At 59.7% G+C, this 18479-nt stretch carries 14 protein-coding genes; 10 read left to right on the top strand and 4 right to left on the bottom strand.

Going from position 1 to position 18479, the window contains the following annotated elements:
* Window positions 1–18: 18 nt before the first annotated feature.
* The 7 genes from atpA (at window position 19) to glmS (ending at window position 8777) form a co-directional block, all read left to right on the top strand.
* Window positions 19–1563 carry a F0F1 ATP synthase subunit alpha gene (atpA, locus tag ACURWW_RS02475; protein ID WP_445615438.1) on the top strand — a complete coding sequence of 515 codons (1545 nt, stop codon included), beginning with the start codon at window positions 19–21 and terminating at the stop codon, window positions 1561–1563.
* A gap of 41 nt (window positions 1564–1604) precedes the next feature.
* Complete coding sequence (gene atpG, locus ACURWW_RS02470; protein ID WP_445615437.1) at window positions 1605–2474, top strand: F0F1 ATP synthase subunit gamma; 870 nt, start codon at window positions 1605–1607, stop codon at window positions 2472–2474.
* Between the two features lie 75 nt (window positions 2475–2549).
* Entirely contained in the window at window positions 2550–3953 is a 1404-nt protein-coding gene (gene atpD / locus ACURWW_RS02465) for a F0F1 ATP synthase subunit beta (RefSeq protein ID WP_445615436.1), read from the top strand.
* A 48-nt stretch (window positions 3954–4001) separates the two neighbouring features.
* Complete coding sequence (locus ACURWW_RS02460; RefSeq protein WP_445615435.1) at window positions 4002–4427, top strand: F0F1 ATP synthase subunit epsilon; 426 nt, start codon at window positions 4002–4004, stop codon at window positions 4425–4427.
* A 211-nt stretch (window positions 4428–4638) separates the two neighbouring features.
* On the top strand, window positions 4639–6000 hold the full coding sequence (glmU, locus tag ACURWW_RS02455) for a bifunctional UDP-N-acetylglucosamine diphosphorylase/glucosamine-1-phosphate N-acetyltransferase GlmU (protein ID WP_445615434.1): 1362 nt from the start codon (window positions 4639–4641) through the stop codon (window positions 5998–6000).
* Between the two features lie 143 nt (window positions 6001–6143).
* Window positions 6144–6914 carry a DeoR/GlpR family DNA-binding transcription regulator gene (locus ACURWW_RS02450; protein WP_445615433.1) on the top strand — a complete coding sequence of 257 codons (771 nt, stop codon included), beginning with the start codon at window positions 6144–6146 and terminating at the stop codon, window positions 6912–6914.
* A 27-nt stretch (window positions 6915–6941) separates the two neighbouring features.
* Window positions 6942–8777 (top strand): glutamine--fructose-6-phosphate transaminase (isomerizing), encoded by a 1836-nt coding sequence (gene glmS / locus ACURWW_RS02445; protein ID WP_445615432.1) that lies wholly within the window; start codon window positions 6942–6944, stop codon window positions 8775–8777.
* A gap of 19 nt (window positions 8778–8796) precedes the next feature.
* Here the strand turns inward: glmS and ACURWW_RS02440 are convergent, their stop codons facing one another.
* Window positions 8797–9381 (bottom strand): isochorismatase family protein, encoded by a 585-nt coding sequence (locus ACURWW_RS02440; protein WP_445615431.1) that lies wholly within the window; start codon window positions 9379–9381, stop codon window positions 8797–8799.
* Window positions 9382–9902: 521 nt separating this feature from the next.
* On the opposite strand from ACURWW_RS02440, the gene ACURWW_RS02435 reads away from it, so the two are divergent.
* Entirely contained in the window at window positions 9903–11945 is a 2043-nt protein-coding gene (locus ACURWW_RS02435) for an LTA synthase family protein (RefSeq protein ID WP_445615430.1), read from the top strand.
* 99 nt (window positions 11946–12044) lie between these two features.
* On the opposite strand, the gene ACURWW_RS02430 is transcribed toward ACURWW_RS02435, so the two are convergent.
* The 3 genes from ACURWW_RS02430 to ACURWW_RS02420 all read right to left on the bottom strand — a co-directional run bounded on the left by ACURWW_RS02430 (window position 12045) and on the right by ACURWW_RS02420 (window position 15059).
* Window positions 12045–12680 carry a hypothetical protein gene (locus ACURWW_RS02430; protein ID WP_445615429.1) on the bottom strand — a complete coding sequence of 212 codons (636 nt, stop codon included), beginning with the start codon at window positions 12678–12680 and terminating at the stop codon, window positions 12045–12047.
* On the bottom strand, window positions 12673–13851 hold the full coding sequence (locus tag ACURWW_RS02425; RefSeq protein WP_445615428.1) for a sialidase family protein: 1179 nt from the start codon (window positions 13849–13851) through the stop codon (window positions 12673–12675). The genes ACURWW_RS02430 and ACURWW_RS02425 overlap by 8 nt, the downstream gene beginning before the upstream one ends.
* Before the next feature lie 392 nt (window positions 13852–14243).
* Window positions 14244–15059 carry an ion transporter gene (locus ACURWW_RS02420; RefSeq protein WP_445615427.1) on the bottom strand — a complete coding sequence of 272 codons (816 nt, stop codon included), beginning with the start codon at window positions 15057–15059 and terminating at the stop codon, window positions 14244–14246.
* 694 nt (window positions 15060–15753) lie between these two features.
* On the opposite strand from ACURWW_RS02420, the gene ACURWW_RS02415 reads away from it, so the two are divergent.
* Window positions 15754–17697, top strand: a complete 1944-nt coding sequence (locus ACURWW_RS02415) for a copper resistance system multicopper oxidase (protein ID WP_445615426.1) — start codon at window positions 15754–15756, stop codon at window positions 17695–17697.
* Entirely contained in the window at window positions 17694–18395 is a 702-nt protein-coding gene (locus ACURWW_RS02410) for a copper resistance protein B (RefSeq protein ID WP_445615425.1), read from the top strand. The genes ACURWW_RS02415 and ACURWW_RS02410 overlap by 4 nt, the downstream gene beginning before the upstream one ends.
* Window positions 18396–18479: the final 84 nt, after the last annotated feature.

Genomic DNA, 18479 nt, shown 5'->3' with positions numbered 1-18479 from the left:
GGGATTGAGGACCAAAGCATGCAGCAGCTGAATCCTTCAGAAATTAGCGAAATTATCAAGAAGCGCATCGATAGTCTCGACGTAAGCACCGAAGCCCGCAACGAAGGGACCATCGTGTCCGTATCGGACGGCATTATCCGTATTCATGGGCTCGCTGACGCCATGTACGGTGAGATGATCGAATTCGAAGGCGGTGTGTTCGGCATGGCACTGAACCTGGAGCGCGACTCCGTCGGTGCGGTGGTCCTCGGTGACGCAGCCTCCCTGGCGGAGGGCCAGGTCGCCCGATGCACCGGCCGGATTCTGGAAGTGCCCGTTGGGCCGGAACTGCTGGGCCGCGTGGTGGACGCTCTCGGTAATCCGATCGATGGCAAAGGCCCGATCAATGCCAAACTGACCGACCCGGTTGAAAAGGTGGCCCCAGGCGTAATTGCCCGCCAATCCGTTGATCAGCCGGTACAGATCGGCCTGAAAGCGGTGGACACCATGGTTCCCATCGGCCGTGGCCAGCGCGAGCTGATCATTGGTGACCGCCAGATCGGTAAGACCGCGATTGCTGTGGACGCCATCATCAACCAGAAGAACTCCGGCATTAAGTGTATCTACGTAGCCATCGGCCAGAAAGCGTCGTCCGTGGCATCCGTAGTGCGCAAGCTGGAAGAGCATGGCGCGATGGCTCACACCACCGTCGTCGCTGCCACAGCTTCTGACGCCGCATCCATGCAGTTCCTGGCGCCCTTCGCCGGCTGTTCCATGGGTGAGTACTACCGCGACCGCGGTGAAGACGCCCTGATCATCTACGATGACCTGACCAAGCAGGCCTGGGCTTATCGTCAGATCTCACTGCTGCTCCGTCGTCCTCCCGGCCGTGAAGCCTATCCCGGTGACATCTTCTATCTGCATTCCCGTCTGCTCGAGCGCGCAGCTCGCGTCAATGCCGAGTATGTCGAGAAGTTCACCGACGGCGAGGTAAAAGGTCAGACCGGCTCCCTAACCGCTCTGCCCCTGATCGAAACCCAGGCGGGTGACGTTTCGGCCTTCGTACCCACCAACGTGATCTCCATTACCGACGGCCAGATCTTCCTGGAATCGGACATGTTCAACGCCGGTATCCGTCCGGCCATGAACGCGGGTATCTCCGTATCCCGAGTGGGTGGCGCCGCACAGACTTCCATTATCAAAAAGCTGTCCGGGGGTATTCGTACCGCTCTGGCCCAGTACCGCGAACTGGCGGCATTCTCCCAGTTTGCCTCGGATCTGGACGAAGCCACCAAGGCCCAGCTGGATCACGGTGAGCGAATCACCGAGCTCATGAAGCAGGGCCAGTACAGCCCCATGTCCGTGGCTGAAATGGCGATCGTCGTTTACGCAGCCAACGAAGGCTACCTAAAGGAAGTGCCCGTCAATAAGGTGCGCGACTTCGAAGCCTCCCTGCTCTCCTACATGAACAGCGAACACGCTGATCTCATGGCGAAGGTGAACGAGAGCGGCAAGTACAGCGACGAGATCGTGAGCAGCTTCAAGGCCGCACTGGAAAAGTTTGTAGCGACTCAAACCTGGTAAGCCCCAACCTCGTTCACAAATAGGTTAAGAGTGTAAAGAGTATGGCAGGCGGTAAAGAAATCCGTACCCAGATTGGCAGCATCAAATCCACGCAGAAGATTACCAGTGCGATGGAAATGGTGGCTGCCAGCAAAATGCGCAAGGCCCAGGAGCACATGGCGCGGGGCAAGCCTTACGCGACGCGGATTCGCGCCGTGGTGGGCCACATTGCCAACGCCAGTTCGGAATACCAGCACACCTACCTGATGGAGCGGGACAACATCTCCCGCGTTGGATACATCATTGTTTCCACCGATCGGGGGCTTTGCGGCGGCCTGAACATCAACCTGTTCAAGCGCGTGGTTCAGGATATGCGCGGCTGGCACGAGCGCGGTGTGGAGTCCGAAATCTGCGCCATTGGCAACAAGGCGGTGAGCTTCTTCAATAGCTACGGTGGCAACATGACCGCTGTCATGAAGGACGTTGGTGACGAACCCCGGGCCGCAGACCTTATCGGCAGCGTGAAGGTCATGCTGGATGCCTTCTCGGAAGGACGGATCGACAAGGTCTACCTGGTCAGCAACGACTTTGTGAACACCATGACCCAGGTTCCGGAAGTTCGCCAGCTGCTTCCTCTCCTGCCGGTCGAAGACGAGCATCTGCAACACACCTGGGATTACATTTACGAGCCGGACGAAGCCGGCGAGTTGCTTGAAGGCCTCCTGACCCGCTACATCGAGTCCCAGGTCTACCAGGGCGTGGTGGAGAACAAGGCCTGCGAACAGGCTGCACGAATGATCGCCATGAAGAACGCGACTGACAACGCGGGCGAACTGATCGACGAGCTGCAGTTGGTGTACAACAAGGCTCGCCAGGCCTCGATCACCCAGGAGCTGTCCGAAATCGTCGGCGGCGCTGCAGCTATTTCCTGATCGACTGCCAGTTTCCGGCGCGCCACACCGGTTGCCAATACAGAATTCAAATTGAAAGTTTAAGAGGAACCCGAAATGAGTAGCGGACGTATCGTACAGATTATCGGTGCGGTTATTGACGTCGAATTCCCTCGCGACGCTGTACCCCAGGTTTACGACGCACTGAAAGTGACCGAAGCAGGCCTTACTCTGGAAGTTCAGCAGCAGTTGGGTGATGGCGTTGTGCGAGCGATCGCCATGGGTTCTTCCGAAGGTCTGCGCCGCGGGCTGGAAGTGGAAAACACCAAGGCACCGATTCAGGTTCCCGTGGGCATCGAAACCCTCGGCCGGATCATGAACGTGCTGGGCGATCCCATCGACGAATGTGGCCCTATCAACGAGAAAGAGCGCGCTTCCATTCACCGCAAGGCACCCGCCTACGACGAACTGGCCGCGTCAGAAGAACTGCTCGAGACCGGCATCAAGGTTATCGACCTGGTCTGCCCCTTTGCGAAAGGCGGTAAAGTCGGCCTGTTCGGCGGCGCCGGTGTGGGCAAGACGGTCAACATGATGGAGCTGATCAACAACATCGCCACCGAGCACAGTGGTCTGTCCGTGTTCGCCGGGGTGGGTGAGCGGACTCGTGAAGGTAACGACTTCTACTACGAGATGCAGGAAGCCAACGTTGTAAACGTTGAAGATTTCAGCCAGTCGAAAGTGGCGATGGTTTACGGCCAGATGAACGAGCCACCCGGTAACCGTCTGCGCGTGGCCCTGACCGGCCTGACCATGGCGGAAAAGTTCCGTGACGAAGGTCGTGACGTACTGTTGTTTATCGACAACATCTATCGTTACACCCTCGCCGGTACCGAAGTATCCGCACTGCTCGGCCGTATGCCCTCAGCGGTAGGCTATCAACCGACTCTGGCGGAAGAAATGGGTGCACTGCAGGAGCGTATCACCTCCACCAAGACAGGCTCCATCACCTCCGTACAGGCGGTATACGTACCCGCGGATGACTTGACGGACCCCTCTCCCGCCACCACCTTCGCGCACCTGGACTCCACCGTTGTATTGAGCCGGGACATTGCCGCGAAAGGTATTTACCCGGCGGTGGACCCCCTGGATTCCACCTCGCGCCAGCTGGACCCGCTGATCATCGGTCAGGAACACTACCAGGTGGCTCGTGGAGTGCAGTCCGTACTCCAGCGCTACAAGGAACTGAAGGACATCATTGCCATCCTTGGTATGGACGAACTGTCCGAGGAAGACAAGCAGACGGTCTACCGCGCGCGCAAGATCGAACGCTTCCTGTCCCAGCCCTTCACCGTGGCGGAAGTTTTCACCGGCGCGCCCGGTAAGTACGTGTCCCTGAAAGACACCATTGCCGGATTCCAGGGCATTCTGAATGGCGATTACGACGACCTGCCCGAGCAGGCCTTCTACATGGTAGGCACCATCGAAGAAGCCGTCGAAAATGCCAAGAAGATGAAGAAGTAAGCCCGCGGGCGACTTTTGTTCAGAATTTCCATCCACGAGAGTTAAAAGATGGCAATGACAATTCACTGTGACATCGTCAGTGCAGAAGAGGAACTCTTTTCCGGTCTGGTCAGGCTGGTTGTCGCCACGGGAACCGAGGGGGACCTGGGTATCACTTATGGCCATGCCCCCCTCCTGACTGCACTGCATCCCGGTCCGGTTCGGCTTGTCAAAGACTCAGGTGAAGAAGAAATCTACTACCTGTCCGGCGGCCATCTGGAAGTACAGCCTCACGTCGTATCCATTCTCGCCGACACCGCGTTGCGCGCGGGAGATATGGACGAAGCTGCGGCGCTGGAAGCCAAGAAGCAGGCCGAACACGCCCTGCATGAGCAAAGCGGGGAATTCGATTATTCCCGCGCAGCGGCACAGTTGGCTGAAGCGGCCGCTCAGCTTCGCACATTGCAGGCCATTCGCCGCAAGACGCGCAAATAAGCCAACGCCGGTCGGGCTGTGCCTTGACCGGCGCGGAGCTTCCGGCCGCGGGCGGTATTTCTCGATCAAAAGGGGTAGCATCGGCTACTCCTTTTTTGTTTGTGAGCCGGGACCCGCTCTGCGCCCAAGCAGCACGGCTGCGGGATACTCAGCCTGATCCAATTGTCCAACCGTACCCCGGACAGTTACAACCCATGGATGCGAGAAGCCTATGTTGAACGTTGTCGTACTCGCTGCGGGTAAAGGCACCCGCATGAAATCCCGTCTGCCCAAAGTGCTCCACCCGGTGGGCGGGCGCCCCCTCCTCCAGCACGTGCTGGATACGGCCCGGCAACTCGAGATCAGGCCGCCGATCAACACCATCATTGGCCATGGCGCCGAGCAGATCGAAGCCGCTCTGACTGCGCCCGAGGTGCGCTTCGTTCTCCAGGCCGAGCAGCTTGGCACGGGCCACGCGGTGCAGCAGGCCCTGCCCTACGTGCAGGCGGAAGACACTGTGTTGATCCTTTACGGTGATGTCCCGCTGACTCGTGCAGCGACCATCCAGCGCCTGACCCGCTGTGTAAGCGAAGACTCACTCGGCTTGCTCACCTTGCACCTGGAGGACCCGGCAGGCTACGGCCGCATCGTCCGCGACGAACAGGGGCGGGTGGTCGCCATCGTGGAGCAAAAAGATGCCAGCACCGAACAGAAAAGCATCAATGAGGTGAACACCGGGATTCTGGCGGTCCGCGGCGCCCACCTGCAGCGCTGGCTGCCTGAATTGTCCAACGACAACGCCCAAGGTGAGTACTACCTGACCGACATCATCGCCCTGGCCAGCCGCGACGGGGTTCGTGTAAACACCGAACAGCCCGAAAAGGAATGGGAGGTTCTGGGGATCAACAATCGCGCGCAACAGGCGGAGCTGGAACGCATCTTCCAGCAGGAGCAGGCGCGCCAATTCATGGCGGATGGTCTTTCCCTCATGGATCCCGCCCGCTTCGACTGTCGCGGTGCCCTCAGCTTCGGCGAGGATGTAGTGATCGACGTGAATTGTGTGCTGGAAGGCACCGTTGAACTGGGGAACAACGTGCGGATCGGACCGAACTGCTGCCTCAGGAACGCCCGCATCGGCGACAACAGCGTGATCAAGGCGAACACCATTGTGGAGGATGCGCAACTGGGCGAGTCCTGTGAAGCCGGCCCCTTTGCCCGCCTCCGCCCCGGCGCCGAACTCAGGAACGGTGCCAAGGTGGGTAACTTTGTGGAGATCAAAAAGGCCCTCCTCGGCGAGGGCAGCAAGGTCAATCACCTGAGCTACATCGGTGACGCAAAAATCGGAAAAAAGGTAAACGTGGGTGCGGGCACCATCACCTGCAACTACGACGGGGTGAACAAAAGCCTTACAGAGATCGGTGACGACGCGTTCATTGGCTCGAATACCGCTTTGGTCGCTCCCGTAAAGGTGGGACGGGGCGCGACCATCGGTGCCGGCTCCACCATTTCCAACGACGTGCCTGACGAGCAACTTTCGGTGGCCCGTGGCCGACAGCGCAACATCGAAGGCTGGGAGCGACCGAAAAAGCGCTAGAATCTAGACAATAACCCGGGCCGATTTCTCTCCCGGCCCGTGCCCTGCCCACCGGATCTCCGCTTCCCTTCGTTGCAATTACCTTTCGGTTGACTACAATATCTTTCGTTTCGAAACTTACCAGGAACAAACGAAAGCTAAAAATGACCAAGCGAAACACCCAACAACGCCGGCGAGCCATACTGGAGCGTCTGGCTGGCGAGGGCGAGGTAAGCGTCGAGGCCCTGGCGGACCAGTTCGTCACCTCGGAAGTGACCATTCGCAAGGACCTGGCGGCTCTCGAAGCGAACGGGTTGTTGTTGAGGCGTTACGGGGGCGCAGTCCCGCTACCGCAAGAGATGATCGCGGACCCGGCAGAAAGTCAGGTCTCCCAGCGCAAACAGGCCATTGCCAGCCGCGCCGCGGATCTGATCCTCGACCACAACCGGATCATTCTCGACAGCGGAAGCACCACCACGGCGGCCCTGCTCCCGGAGTTGTCCCACAAGCAGGGCCTGGTGGTCATGACCAACTCCATCAGCATCGCCAACGCGCTGCGGGAGCTGGAGAACGAGCCGACGATCCTCATGACCGGGGGCACCTGGGACCCCAGATCCGAAGGGTTCCAGGGGCAGTTGGCGGAGCAGATGCTACGCTCCTACAACTTCGACCAGTTTTTTATCGGCGCCGATGGGCTGGACCTGGATCGCGGCACCACAACTTTCAATGAACTGTACAGCCTGAGCCGGGTCATGGCAGAAGTGAGCCGGGAAGTCATTGTCCTGGCGGAATCGGAAAAAATAGGCCGGAAGATTCACAACCTGGAATTGCCCTGGTCCACCGTCAAGACGTTGGTGACCGACAATCGCATCGCCCCGGAGCACCGGGAGCAGATCGAACGACAGGGCGTGGAAGTCATCACCGCAACTATCTGATGCTCGGATAATCTGGAGAATCAACCTATGTGTGGAATCGTTGGTGCGGCTGCGCAACGAAACATTACCGCCATCCTTGTGGAGGGCCTGAAGCGCCTGGAATACCGGGGCTACGACTCCGCGGGTGTTGCGGTGGTCGACAAGGATCGCCAGATGCAGATCCGCAAAGCGGCAGGCAAGGTGGCCAGTTTGGAGGCGAGACTGCACGAGGCGCCAATCAAAGGCGGTGTGGGGATTGCCCATACCCGCTGGGCCACTCATGGGCAGCCCAGTGAAGCGAATGCCCATCCCCATTACTCGCGCAATCAGAAGGTGGCACTGGTCCATAACGGCATCATCGAGAACTTCGCCGAATTGCGCAGCGGTTTGCTGGACAAAGGGGTGGAGTTTCTATCCGACACCGACACCGAAGTCATCGCCCACCTGATTCACGACTACCTTGAGCAGGGGGAAGATCTCCTCAGCGCTGTGCAGCGCACGACCGACCAATGCGAAGGCGCGTACGGCCTCGCGGTGGTCCACGCGGATGAACCGGATCGGATCGTGGTCGCGCGCAGCGGCAGCCCTCTCGTAATCGGTGTGGGCATCGAGGAAAACTTCATAGCCTCGGACCAGTTGGCCCTCCGTCAGGTCACCGACCGGTTTGTTTTTCTCGAGGAAGGTGACACAGCGGAAATCAGCCGCGACAGCTACAGGATCTTCGACGCCGACAAGCACGAAGTGCGTCGCCCGGTTGTTCAGCTCACCGACGGTGTCGAATCCGCCGACCGCGGACGCTTCCGTCACTACATGCTCAAGGAGATCTACGAGCAGCCGGACGTCATCAAGAACACCCTGACCGGCCGCATCGGCAAAAACAGAGTGCTTGAAGAGGCCTTTGGCACCAATGCCCGGGAGATTTTCGAACAGGTAGAGAACGTCCAGATCGTGGCTTGCGGCACCAGCTACCACGCGGGGCTGGTGGCCAAGTACTGGCTGGAGGACTGGGGCGGCCTGCCCTGTTCCGTGGAAGTGGCCAGCGAGTTTCGCTACCGCCGCACTGTGGTGCCCAAAAACTGCCTGTTCGTCACCATCTCCCAATCCGGTGAAACGGCCGACACACTGGCGGCTCTGCGCGGTGCGAAAAAAGCCGGCTACCTCGCCGGCCTCGCCATCTGCAACGTGGCCAACAGCTCACTGGTGCGCGAGTCGGACCTGGTGCTCATGACCCAGGCCGGCCCGGAGATCGGCGTGGCGTCCACCAAGGCCTTTACCACTCAGCTTGCCGCTCTGCAGCTGTTGGCCATTGTTCTCGGCCGCCGTCACGGCGTGACCCCGGAAACCGAAGCAGAGATGGTGCAGGCCCTTCACCAGCTTCCGCAACTTTGCGAGCAGGCGCTGGCGCTGGACAAAGTAATCGAAAAAACCAGCGAAGCCTTCGCAGAAAAGCACCATGCGCTCTTCCTGGGTCGGGGCATCGAATACCCGATAGCGCTCGAGGGTGCGCTGAAGCTGAAAGAGATCTCCTACATTCACGCGGAGGCCTACCCGGCCGGTGAACTGAAGCACGGTCCGCTGGCGCTGGTGGATGCGGACATGCCCGTGGTCGCCGTCGCGCCGAACAATGAACTGCTGGAAAAGCTCAAATCCAACCTGGAGGTCGTTCAGGCACGGGGCGGCAAACTCTTTGTCTTTGCAGACACGGAAGCGGGCTTTGAAAATGACGCCGACAGTACGGTGATCAATTTGCCCCACGTGCCCGCCAATCTGGCGCCCATTATCTACACCATTCCACTCCAGTTGCTTTCGTACCATGTGGCAGTGCTAAAGGGTACAGACGTGGATCAGCCGCGCAACCTGGCGAAGTCGGTGACCGTGGAGTAATTGCCCGGGCGACCCGGCCTCAACTGTTGGACGGGCTTTTTCGGGAGGCGGCGCCGGCTTTGCGCATGGCTTTGGCGGCTTGTTTGTGGCCGGCAGCGGTGACAGGCCGGGTGCCGTCTTCGATCACCACCACATCAAAACCTTCGCGGCGCGCATCCAGAACGGTTGCCTGAACGCCGACATCTTCCGCCAGGCCACCCACCCACAGGCGCCTGATTCCATTGCGGCGGAGCTGCTCGGCCAAACCCGTTTCATCGAGCGCTGAATTCTGGTCCCGGTCGAAGCGGGTCCCCTTCGAGACCTTGATTGCAGAGCCGGGCAGATGAAGGCCTGGGTGAAAGCGAGCGCCGGTGCTGTCCTGAACACAGTGCGGCGGCCAGGGGCCCCCCTGCTCCACAAAGCTCGGATGCTGGAGCGGATGCCAATCTCGGGACGCATAGATGGGCACCTGCTTGCGCAGCGCCGCCTCGATCCAGCGATTCAGCACTGGCACCACCTCGTCGCCGTGTTCGATGGGCAGGGCCCCGCCCGGGCAGAAGTCGTTCTGGACGTCCACCAGCAGCAGCGCGTCCCCCGTATCCAGGAAATCTTCGATCGCCGCCATCTTCGCACCCACAATCAAAGGACTTACAGGCCGCTTGCTACCTTGGGCATTGACCCCGCGTGTAGTGCGCCAAATCCGGTTGTCAACGCTCCGCAGGCGGGCGGGTAACCGACCTGCCGCCGTGCGTTCACAAGCAAAATCCAGCTCCGGTCCGTCACTGATTCAATCCCATACTGTTCCGCCAGCCGCAGGGCCTTGCGATAACAACAGCCAAGCAATTCAGCGGCCGGTTCATCCCCCGTAAGCGGGACCGAGACAATGGATAACGTGGGGGCTGGGCGACCACCGGTCAGGAGGGCCTGCCCGGCCCCGGCGGCCCGATGCAGGGCCGAAATCTCCCTGGCAGCACTCCACGGTAACGCCGGACAGAACCCTGCTGCTCATTGTCTCCTCCCTTTGTGTTTTCTCTTCCTGAGCATTAAACGCCCGTTTCCGCGGCAAAGTGCAATTGCCACCACGGCACCGGCCCGAATGAACTAGTATTATCCCGTTTACCACCATAGCAATAACACGGATTATCTATGATTTGGCTTCAATCCCGGCGACTGCGCTACCTGGCGGGCAGTGCAGCCCTGTTCTTTCTCCTCTTTGCTTTTCTCCGCGCTATTTTCGTGTGGGGGTTTGCCGACGTTGATTCCAGCCAATTTGGCGTAGCGGACCATTTCTGGTCCACCTTCCTGGTGGGACTGCGCTTCGATCTCCGTCTGGCGATCCTGGCAACTCTGCCACTGGTGCTCCTGGCCTACCTTCCGTTTGTCAATCTGGTTCGCCACGGCTGGATGCGCCTGCTGGCGCGGGGCTACCTGCTGGCTGCGGTACTCGCGTTAGTGCTGTTGTACTTCCTTGATTTTGGCCATTACGATTACCTGGGCGTGCGCCTAAACGCCACCGTCTTTCGTTTTGCCGGTAACGCCGACATCTCCACCAGCATGTTGTGGCAGAGCTATCCTGTGGTCTGGATCACCCTGGGCTGGCTGGCGCTTTCAGGACTGATGTTCGCGGCGTTCCTGTTTCTGGAGCGGCGCAGTCTCGGCGCCACCGCGGTGCAGATCCCTCGCAAGCAGGTGGTTTTTGCGGCAACTGCGGTAACCATTCTGGTGTTCTTCGGTCTGCTTGGGCGGTTAAGCGTGAATCTGTCCAACCCCGTTCCCTTGCGCTGGAGTGACGCGTTCTTTTCGGGTAACGCGGAGCTCGCGGCCATCGGCCTGAACCCGGTGATCTTCCTCTTTGATACGGCGGGCATGGAAACCTCACCCTACGACCGTGACGTGGTGGCCGAGCACTACGAAGTGGTGGCGGACTATCTGGGTGTATCCGAGCCCAACCGTGAAGAGCTCAACTTCACCCGTCGCCACGGTGCCCAGTCTCACAGCATGGTCCAGCCGGGCCAGCGCCCACCGAACGTGGTGTTCGTAATGCTCGAATCCCTGGGCGCGAGCCGCGTGGGGGCCTACGGCAATCCTCTGGACACCACGCCCAACCTGGACCGTCTGGCACGAGAGGGTTGGTTCTTCGAACGCTTCTTTGTTCCCGTCAGCGGCACGGCAAAAACCGTTTGGGCCAGTATCACTGGCATCCCCGATGTGACACGCGAGGAAACCGCGTCCCGCAACCCGCTCATCAGTCGTCAACACACCGTGATGAACGCGTTCCGGGATCACAGCAAGCACTACCTCATCGGGGGCAGCGCGGGTTGGGCCAATATCAGCGCCGTTATCACCAACAGCATTGACGGCATTGAACTGCGGGAAGAAGGCGACTGGAAGGGACCCAACGTGGACGTATGGGGCATTTCGGACTTGCAGCTGTTCCGGGAAGCTGACGAGATCCTGCGTGAACTTCCCAAGGACAAGCCCTTCTTCGCCTACATTCAGACGGCGGGCAACCATCGCCCCTTCACGATTCCCGAAGACCGGGGGGATTTCGAAGAGCATTTTCCGTCGGAAGACGAAGTGGAAAAATGGGGGTTCCGCAGCCTGGCCCAATACAACGCCGTTCGCTTTCTGGACTACAACATCGGCGAATTCATGAAGATGGCCAAGGCAAGTGGCTACCATGACAACACCATCTTCGTGTTCTTCGGCGATCACAATAACCGCATCACCCAGCTGCCTCACATGCCGCCGATTTACGACCAGATGTGGCTGGAGAGCAATCACGTCCCCCACATCATCTACGCACCAAACCTGTTGCAACCACGGGTGGTCGAGGAAGCCACAAGTCTCGTGGACATGCTGCCCACCGTTGCGGGTGTCATGGGGTTGGAGTATGAAAACCACGGCATGGGGCGGGACTTCCAGTTGCACAAACCGGGACGGGACAGAGCTGTGCCGGTGGTTCTCCTGGAAGGCAGTTACCCCATCGTGGGCATGGTCTCCAAAAGCTTCCTGCTGAAAATGAACTATGACGGCAGCGAACCCAGCCTCCATGCAATGGACAGCGCGGAGCCCAGCGAAGACGTTTCCGCCCAGCACCCGGAAACATTCGAGTACTTGCGAAACCTGACCCGGGGCACCTACGAGACTTCTCGCTACATGCTGTATGGAAACGTGCGGGGAGAATAACGCGGACTACAGGACGGCAGTCCTGCGGTACAAAAAAAGCCGGGCCCTAGCGCCCGGCTTTTTTTATTCAGCAACCGATATTGGCTAGACCCGGATGGCTCAGCTCTTTGCCGCGACAGGAACGTACTTTCGCAAGCTGCGCAGTGATGGAAACGGGACGCGGGCCCAGAGGAATTGCGAGCCGCGATTGAGCAGGACGGCAATCGAGTAGATCCCCAGTACGGGATCGATCAGGTAGTCCCAGTAGTTATCCGAGTGCTTCACGTCCAGAAGGTAGGCGGCAGTGGCCAGGGACACGAGCGAGAGGGCCAGATAGTTGCGTTGCCACCAGAAGAATACGCAGACAATCCACATTGCGACAAACAGGCCCGCCGGTGAGAAACCCAGGCGGTAAGGATCAAGCTGTGACATGCCCAGTGTGGCCGGGTACAGGAACAGGGCCATACCTGCGAAGCAAAGCACCACCTGCAATTGGTGTCGTACGCACAGGGAGCTGTTGCACCGAATCCGGGCCTGGGCGCACCACATGAACCAAAGCATGGTGGTAATCGCCAGTTCATCAAAATAACTGCGCGCATAATCCGCCAAGGTCAATCCATCGACCGTTACAAAGCTCAGGGCACCGACCGCGGCGAGAATGGCCAGCCGCAACGGCAGGGCCAAGGCCCGGGTGGGCAGGAGCAGAAAGAACAGCAGCGAAAAAGAAAGGTGAGTGAGGACAACGGAACTAGTCATGAAGCTCTTTTAGCCAGGCATTATTAAAATAAACATGCTTGATCAGGGCATTGTTCCAGGAATAAACCAGATGGAAGTACCCGTCCCGCGCACGGATGATTGTGGGATATTCGAATTTGAACTCGCAGTTGCCTTCGTCATTGCAGGCCCGCTGCTCCACATAATGCACGAGGTCGGCGAGGCGAGCCTGCTCTACCGGATCTCCCTGGGCGACATCCATGAAATCGGCTTCCAGGCCCTGCCGGAACAGATCGGCCTCGACCAACTCCGAGGGGATTGGGGATTCGTCAAGCACCCGCACCGGCTCCCAGTTCTTCAGCTCGGAGTCGGTGTGATAAAGGCTGAGCCGGAAGCGGCCGTCCCGGAGGTCATTGAGAGCGACCAAAATGTCGTTGTTGCCTTCGTTGACCGCCCCGACCGCGGAATTGGGGTTCCAGGCGTCTGCCGGAGCCATCTCGCTCCAGGTTTCCCCCCGGTCGTTGCTGAAACTGGTCAGCACCTTGCCGTGGGCCCGCCCCGCATTGCGAAGCACGGCAACAGCGGAATCCCCATCCAGGGGAACCACGCTGGGTTGCAGGGAGTCGTCCCCGTCGCTGATGCGAAACTTGTCGATGATCTCGCCGTCGGGACTGAGGTAGAGGTATTCGGCAAACTTCCCCAGAAATTCATGATAGATGGGCAAACCAATGGAGCCGTCCTCATGAAACACCGGAGGATTGCGCACCAGAGTACTGATGTTGAAGAAGGGCGAGGTAATCAGTCGCTTGGGCGTGGACCAGGTGTTCCCCGCGTCGTCGGAATACATGGCATTGATAGCACTGCCGGCCCAGCCGCCCACGGAAACCGAAACGTAGAAAAGCCACAGCCGATCGTCCGGTGCCAGGGCGATCACCGGGTTACCCAGCTTGCGAATATCCCGCCGCAGCATCTTCTCGGTCGTAGCCCGCGAAATCAGTCTGAACTCCGGGCCCCACTCCCGTGTCCGCGGGTCGAAGCGCGAGCCGCGAATGTTCACGTCGTGGGCACCTTCGCGAGAGCCCGCAAACCACGCGGCGATCAACCCCCCATCGGGCAGGGGCGAGATGGACGCGGAATGAACGTGCTGGTGAACACTGGTCGACGCAAATTGGACCCCGAATTCCGGGATTGTGGACTCGGGGGTCTCCTGCATTGTTGCAAAAGCAGCGATCGAGGGGTCTTTCGCAGACCACAGCGCAGTGGCAAACAGTGAGCTGACAAGCACCAACGCCGAATTACGAATCGTGACCAGATGGCGCCACGAACTGGCTTCGCGTATCGAACGAATGGGAAAATCCTCCAACAAACCTGGCGGGATACTTTGGATGAACCGTTTATCGATGATTATCGGCCAAACCCGGCGTTTATTTATCTTTTTCGTTCCGATCGGACGACCTTTTTGGCCGATCGCTGGACGATCTGAAAAGAATAGCCTCTGGGCGGATCCGGAGGTGGTCCGCGCCGCGGAATGTGAACCACGTCAAATTATAAAGCGCTGAACGGACGGAAATCGAGTGACTCTCATCGGAGTTTGCCCATTCACACTCAATGGTCCGGGAACTCGGCCCCACAAAACCGGCAATAGCGAGCATCCCGCTCATGCCCCATCTGTCCGCAATTGGGGCAGACCTTCAGGCTGCGCTCGCGCTGCATCTCGTTGGCCAGTTCCGCCGTGACGATGCCCGTGGGCACCGCGATGATGGAATAACCGAGAAGCATAGTGAAGGAAGCCAGAGCCTTGCCCAGCGGGGTCATAGGAATGATGTCCCCGTAACCCACCGTGGTAATTGTGACGATCGTCCAGTAGATGCTCATGGGAATACTGGTGAAACCCCGGGCCCGCCCTTCGATCAGGAACATCAGGGAGCCGATGATGACTGCTATTACCAGCACGGTAGCGAAGAACACCAGCACTTTGCGGCGGGAGGTCATCATGGCCCGGAGCAAAATATTGGACTCCCCCACATATCGAACCAGCTTCAGGATTCGAAACACCCGCAGCACCCGCAACAGACGGATGACCAGCAGCGAGCGGGCGCCGGGGAACAAAAAGGCCAGGTAGCTGGGGAGGATCGACAGCAGATCGACGATGCCGTAGAAGCTGCGCACATAGGCCAGGGGATTGGGAGAAATCCAGATGCGCAGCGCGTATTCAAAGGTGAACAGGATGGTAAAGAACCACTCGACAGCCCGCAGCTCGGGACCCCAGGCCTCCTGGTAAGCCTCCACAGAATCCAGCATCACAGCCAGAACACTGGCCAGAATGGCGGCGATCAGAAATACATCGAAATACTTGCCAGCCCTCGACTCGGTACCGAAGACAATATCGTATAAAGATTCTCGCAGGCGCTGTCCGGTCACACAATCTCCTATTGCTCAAGCACAGCGGGGCGTTCCGGGCCTTACTGCGGTTCATAGACTAAACGGAACCGGCGCAATGGGATAGTCCGACCACCACACGGTCTGGAAACATTCGTCTTGCACCGAGCTCCAAGCTGACGTTATCTTAACGCCCTCTCGCACATTGTCGGAGTTTCCTTGGTTCTGTTGTCGCGTCTTGTCTTGTCCTTGCTGCTGCTGGTCTCTTTGGGCCCGGGGGCACATGCGGCCATGGAAAAGGGCGCCACTCCAGAGGGGGCCAGTCATTGCAGCACCCATGCGCCTGAGGAAGGACACGCGCACCATCCAGCTCCGGATCACGGCCACCACCAAGCGGGCGCGAGCTCTTGCGAACTCTCAAACGACGGTCCCGCAGCCTTCGATCTTCACCATGATGGCAGCGAAAACTGCTGTCAGGATTGTGACTGCAGCCATAATTGTTCTTCCTCATTGCTCTCTGAAGCTTCGGTCGACCCCGCGATCTGGAGTCGATGGCGCGTCCTTGCGCCCAGCGACCGGCTCCCTAACGCCTCTCCCAAAAATCTCCTTCGTCCTCCCATTTCCGCCTGAACAGGGTCAGTGCGCCCGCGATTTGGCTTCCAGCCGGCGGGTGACCCCTCTGTAAACGCCTAGTTTTGGGAAAAGCGGTCGTTGCCGCGCGAAAGAGATTACCACCATGAAAAACAATTCCATCGACCGGTCCCGGCGCCGCTTTGTGCTGGGTGCCGGAACTCTTGCCCTGTCCGCCCTGCCTTTCGCCCGGGCAGCCTGGGCCAGCCTGCCCAGCGCGGGCCTTGCGCCTGCGGTTAATACCGAACCGCAGCTGCGCATCGGTCAGCAAACCGTCAACATCACCGGCCGGGAACGACTGGCCACCACCATTAATAACAGCCTCCCAGCGCCGCTGCTGCGCTGGCGCGAGGGGGACCGGGTCCGCATTCAGGTGCGCAATGACCTGGACAGCACCAGCTCCATCCATTGGCACGGCCTGATTCTCCCCAGCCATATGGACGGGGTGCCGGGGCTGAGTTTCGATGGCATTGCCCCGGGAAAGAGCTTCACCTATGAGTTCACACTCCAGCAAAACGGCACCTACTGGTACCACAGCCATTCCGGGTTCCAGGAGCAGACCGGCCTGTACGGGCCCATCATCATTGATCCCGCAGAGCCCGAGCCCTTCCACTTTGACCGGGAGCATCTGGTGGTGCTGTCCGACTGGAGTGACGAAGCGCCGGAAGCCATCTTCGCCAAGCTCAAGAAGGAGAGCCACTACTACAATTTTCGCGCTCGAACCGTGGGTGATCTGGCGGCCGATGTAAAAGACAAGGGTTTGCTGCAAACCTGGCGAGACCGGGCCATGTGGAACCGCATGCGCATGAGCGACACGGACCTGGCCGACGTGACCGGCTACACCTACACCTACCTCATGAACGGTGTCGCCCCGGGCCAGGGTTGGCAGGGTTTGTTCACACCCGGTGAAAGAGTGCGGCTGCGGGTGATCAATGCGGCGGCCATGACCCTGTTCGACATCCGGATCCCGGGATTGAAGATGACCGTGGTGGCTGCGGACGGACAGCATGTTCAGCCGGTGGACGTGGACGAGTTTCGCATCGGCCCCGCCGAAACCTACGACGTGATTGTCGAGCCGGAGCGGGAAGGCGCCTACACCATTTTCGCCCAGAGCATGGACCGCAGCGGTTTTGCCCGGGGCACCCTCGGCAGCAGTGCGGACCTGCTTGGCGAGATTCCGCCGATGGACCCGCCGCCCACCCTGGGCCACCGGGATATGGGAATGGATCACGGAACCGCGGGCAATCACCAGGGGCATCAGGCGTCCCGCTCTCGCGCTGATCAGGTCGCCGGGGAGCACAAGCCCATGGGAGACCACACCGGACATGCCCAGACAGAGCATCATCAGCATGGGGGAGCCCAGACGCAGTCGCACGGAACCCATGACATGCACAAGGAGAACGCTCATCACAGCAGCCACGCTGAACCCGCAAAAAGTCACCGGGGTCACGGCTCCTCTGCGCCGGTCGCAAGCCATCTCGGCCTGGCCGGTTTCGGGAGCGTGGCGGAGCTCAAACACAGCAGTGAGGAGTTCGGCGCGCAGGTGGACATGCGCGCCGAGTCGGCCCCGAACGGGGTGGACGATCCGGGGATCGGGCTGCGCGAACACCACGCGCTGGGCCGACGGGTGCTCCGCTACAGCGACCTGCGCGGGCTTCACCCCACTCGCGACCGGCGGCAGCCGGGCCGGGAAATCCAGCTGCACCTCACCGGCAATATGGAACGCTATCTCTGGTCAATCGACGGCGTTCCCTTCGAACGGGCCGAACCCATCGAGCTGAGTTATGGAGAGCGGGTACGCATCCATCTGGTAAACGACACCATGATGGTCCACCCCATCCATTTGCACGGACTCTGGAGCGAGCTGGAAACCGGTGATCCCGGCCATATCCCCCGCAAGCACACGGTTCTGGTTCAGCCCGGCTCGAGCATCAGCTACCTGGTGACCGCTGATGCGCCGGGTCGCTGGGCGTTCCACTGCCATCTGATGTACCACATGCACGGCATGATGCGCGAGGTGCGAGTTCTTCCCGGGGAGGCGACAACATGAATGCCAAACAGTACGGCTTAACGGTGATGCTGGTGGCGCTCAGTCAACTTGCCCTGGCGATGGATGGAGAGCCTTGGGTCACTTCCGTCATGATAGACCAGCTGGAACATCGCCAGAGCGGCTCCGAGGAGAGCCGCGTATTGGAAGGCGAGGCCTGGATCGGGAAGGAACTCGATAAATTCTGGCTCTCGGCCGAGGTGGAGGATGGACCTCACGGCACCGAAGAGGCGGAGATACAGGCCCTCTTCAGCCGGGGGATCGCTTCATATTGGGATTTGCAAGCGGGTCTGCGCCACGACTTCGAACCGGGGCCCGGGCGGAGTTGGGGAGTGGTCGGTCTCAAGGGGTTGGCACCTTACTTTTTCGAAGTGGACGCAACCTTGTTTGTGGGCGGGGCCGGGCGCACCGCGCTGCGCCTGGAAGCGGAATACGATCTCCTGCTGACCCAGCGCTTGATTCTCAGCCCCGAGCTCGAAGTCAACGTCTACGGCAAGGATGATGCGGACATGGGCGTAGGCAGTGGTCTGAGTGAGATGGAAGCCGGTTTGCGGCTGCGTTATGAGATCCGCCGAGAGTTCGCGCCCTACATCGGTGTCAGTCGCAGCCGCCTGTTCGGGGATAGCGCCGACTTCGCGCGGGCCGACGGGGAGAGGTCTGCCACGACCCAGTGGCTGGTGGGGCTCCGTACCTGGTTTTGAAGCGGGCTCCTTAGGCACAAAAGAGATTCACCGTGGGGTGACCCACGGTTGTCAATTATGGATACAGCTCCAGACAATGGGGTT

It is taken from the genome of Gilvimarinus sp. F26214L (genome assembly GCF_054401055.1).
The sequence above is the reverse complement of the archived record's forward strand: the minus strand, read 5'-3'. Positions and strand labels throughout refer to the sequence as shown.

What these genes read in the sequence shown, in the direction of transcription:
- ACURWW_RS02410 (WP_445615425.1), top strand. Translation starts at nt 17,694, where the DNA reads ATGAATGCCAAACAGTACGGCTTAACGGTGATGCTGGTGGCGCTCAGT.
- ACURWW_RS02425 (WP_445615428.1), bottom strand. Translation starts at nt 13,851, where the DNA reads ATGCAGGAGACCCCCGAGTCCACAATCCCGGAATTCGGGGTCCAATTT.
- ACURWW_RS02415 (WP_445615426.1), top strand. Translation starts at nt 15,754, where the DNA reads ATGAAAAACAATTCCATCGACCGGTCCCGGCGCCGCTTTGTGCTGGGT.
- atpA (WP_445615438.1), top strand. Translation starts at nt 19, where the DNA reads ATGCAGCAGCTGAATCCTTCAGAAATTAGCGAAATTATCAAGAAGCGC.
- ACURWW_RS02450 (WP_445615433.1), top strand. Translation starts at nt 6,144, where the DNA reads ATGACCAAGCGAAACACCCAACAACGCCGGCGAGCCATACTGGAGCGT.
- ACURWW_RS02430 (WP_445615429.1), bottom strand. Translation starts at nt 12,680, where the DNA reads ATGACTAGTTCCGTTGTCCTCACTCACCTTTCTTTTTCGCTGCTGTTC.
- atpD (WP_445615436.1), top strand. Translation starts at nt 2,550, where the DNA reads ATGAGTAGCGGACGTATCGTACAGATTATCGGTGCGGTTATTGACGTC.
- ACURWW_RS02435 (WP_445615430.1), top strand. Translation starts at nt 9,903, where the DNA reads ATGATTTGGCTTCAATCCCGGCGACTGCGCTACCTGGCGGGCAGTGCA.
- ACURWW_RS02460 (WP_445615435.1), top strand. Translation starts at nt 4,002, where the DNA reads ATGGCAATGACAATTCACTGTGACATCGTCAGTGCAGAAGAGGAACTC.
- glmS (WP_445615432.1), top strand. Translation starts at nt 6,942, where the DNA reads ATGTGTGGAATCGTTGGTGCGGCTGCGCAACGAAACATTACCGCCATC.
- glmU (WP_445615434.1), top strand. Translation starts at nt 4,639, where the DNA reads ATGTTGAACGTTGTCGTACTCGCTGCGGGTAAAGGCACCCGCATGAAA.
- ACURWW_RS02440 (WP_445615431.1), bottom strand. Translation starts at nt 9,381, where the DNA reads ATGGCGGCGATCGAAGATTTCCTGGATACGGGGGACGCGCTGCTGCTG.
- atpG (WP_445615437.1), top strand. Translation starts at nt 1,605, where the DNA reads ATGGCAGGCGGTAAAGAAATCCGTACCCAGATTGGCAGCATCAAATCC.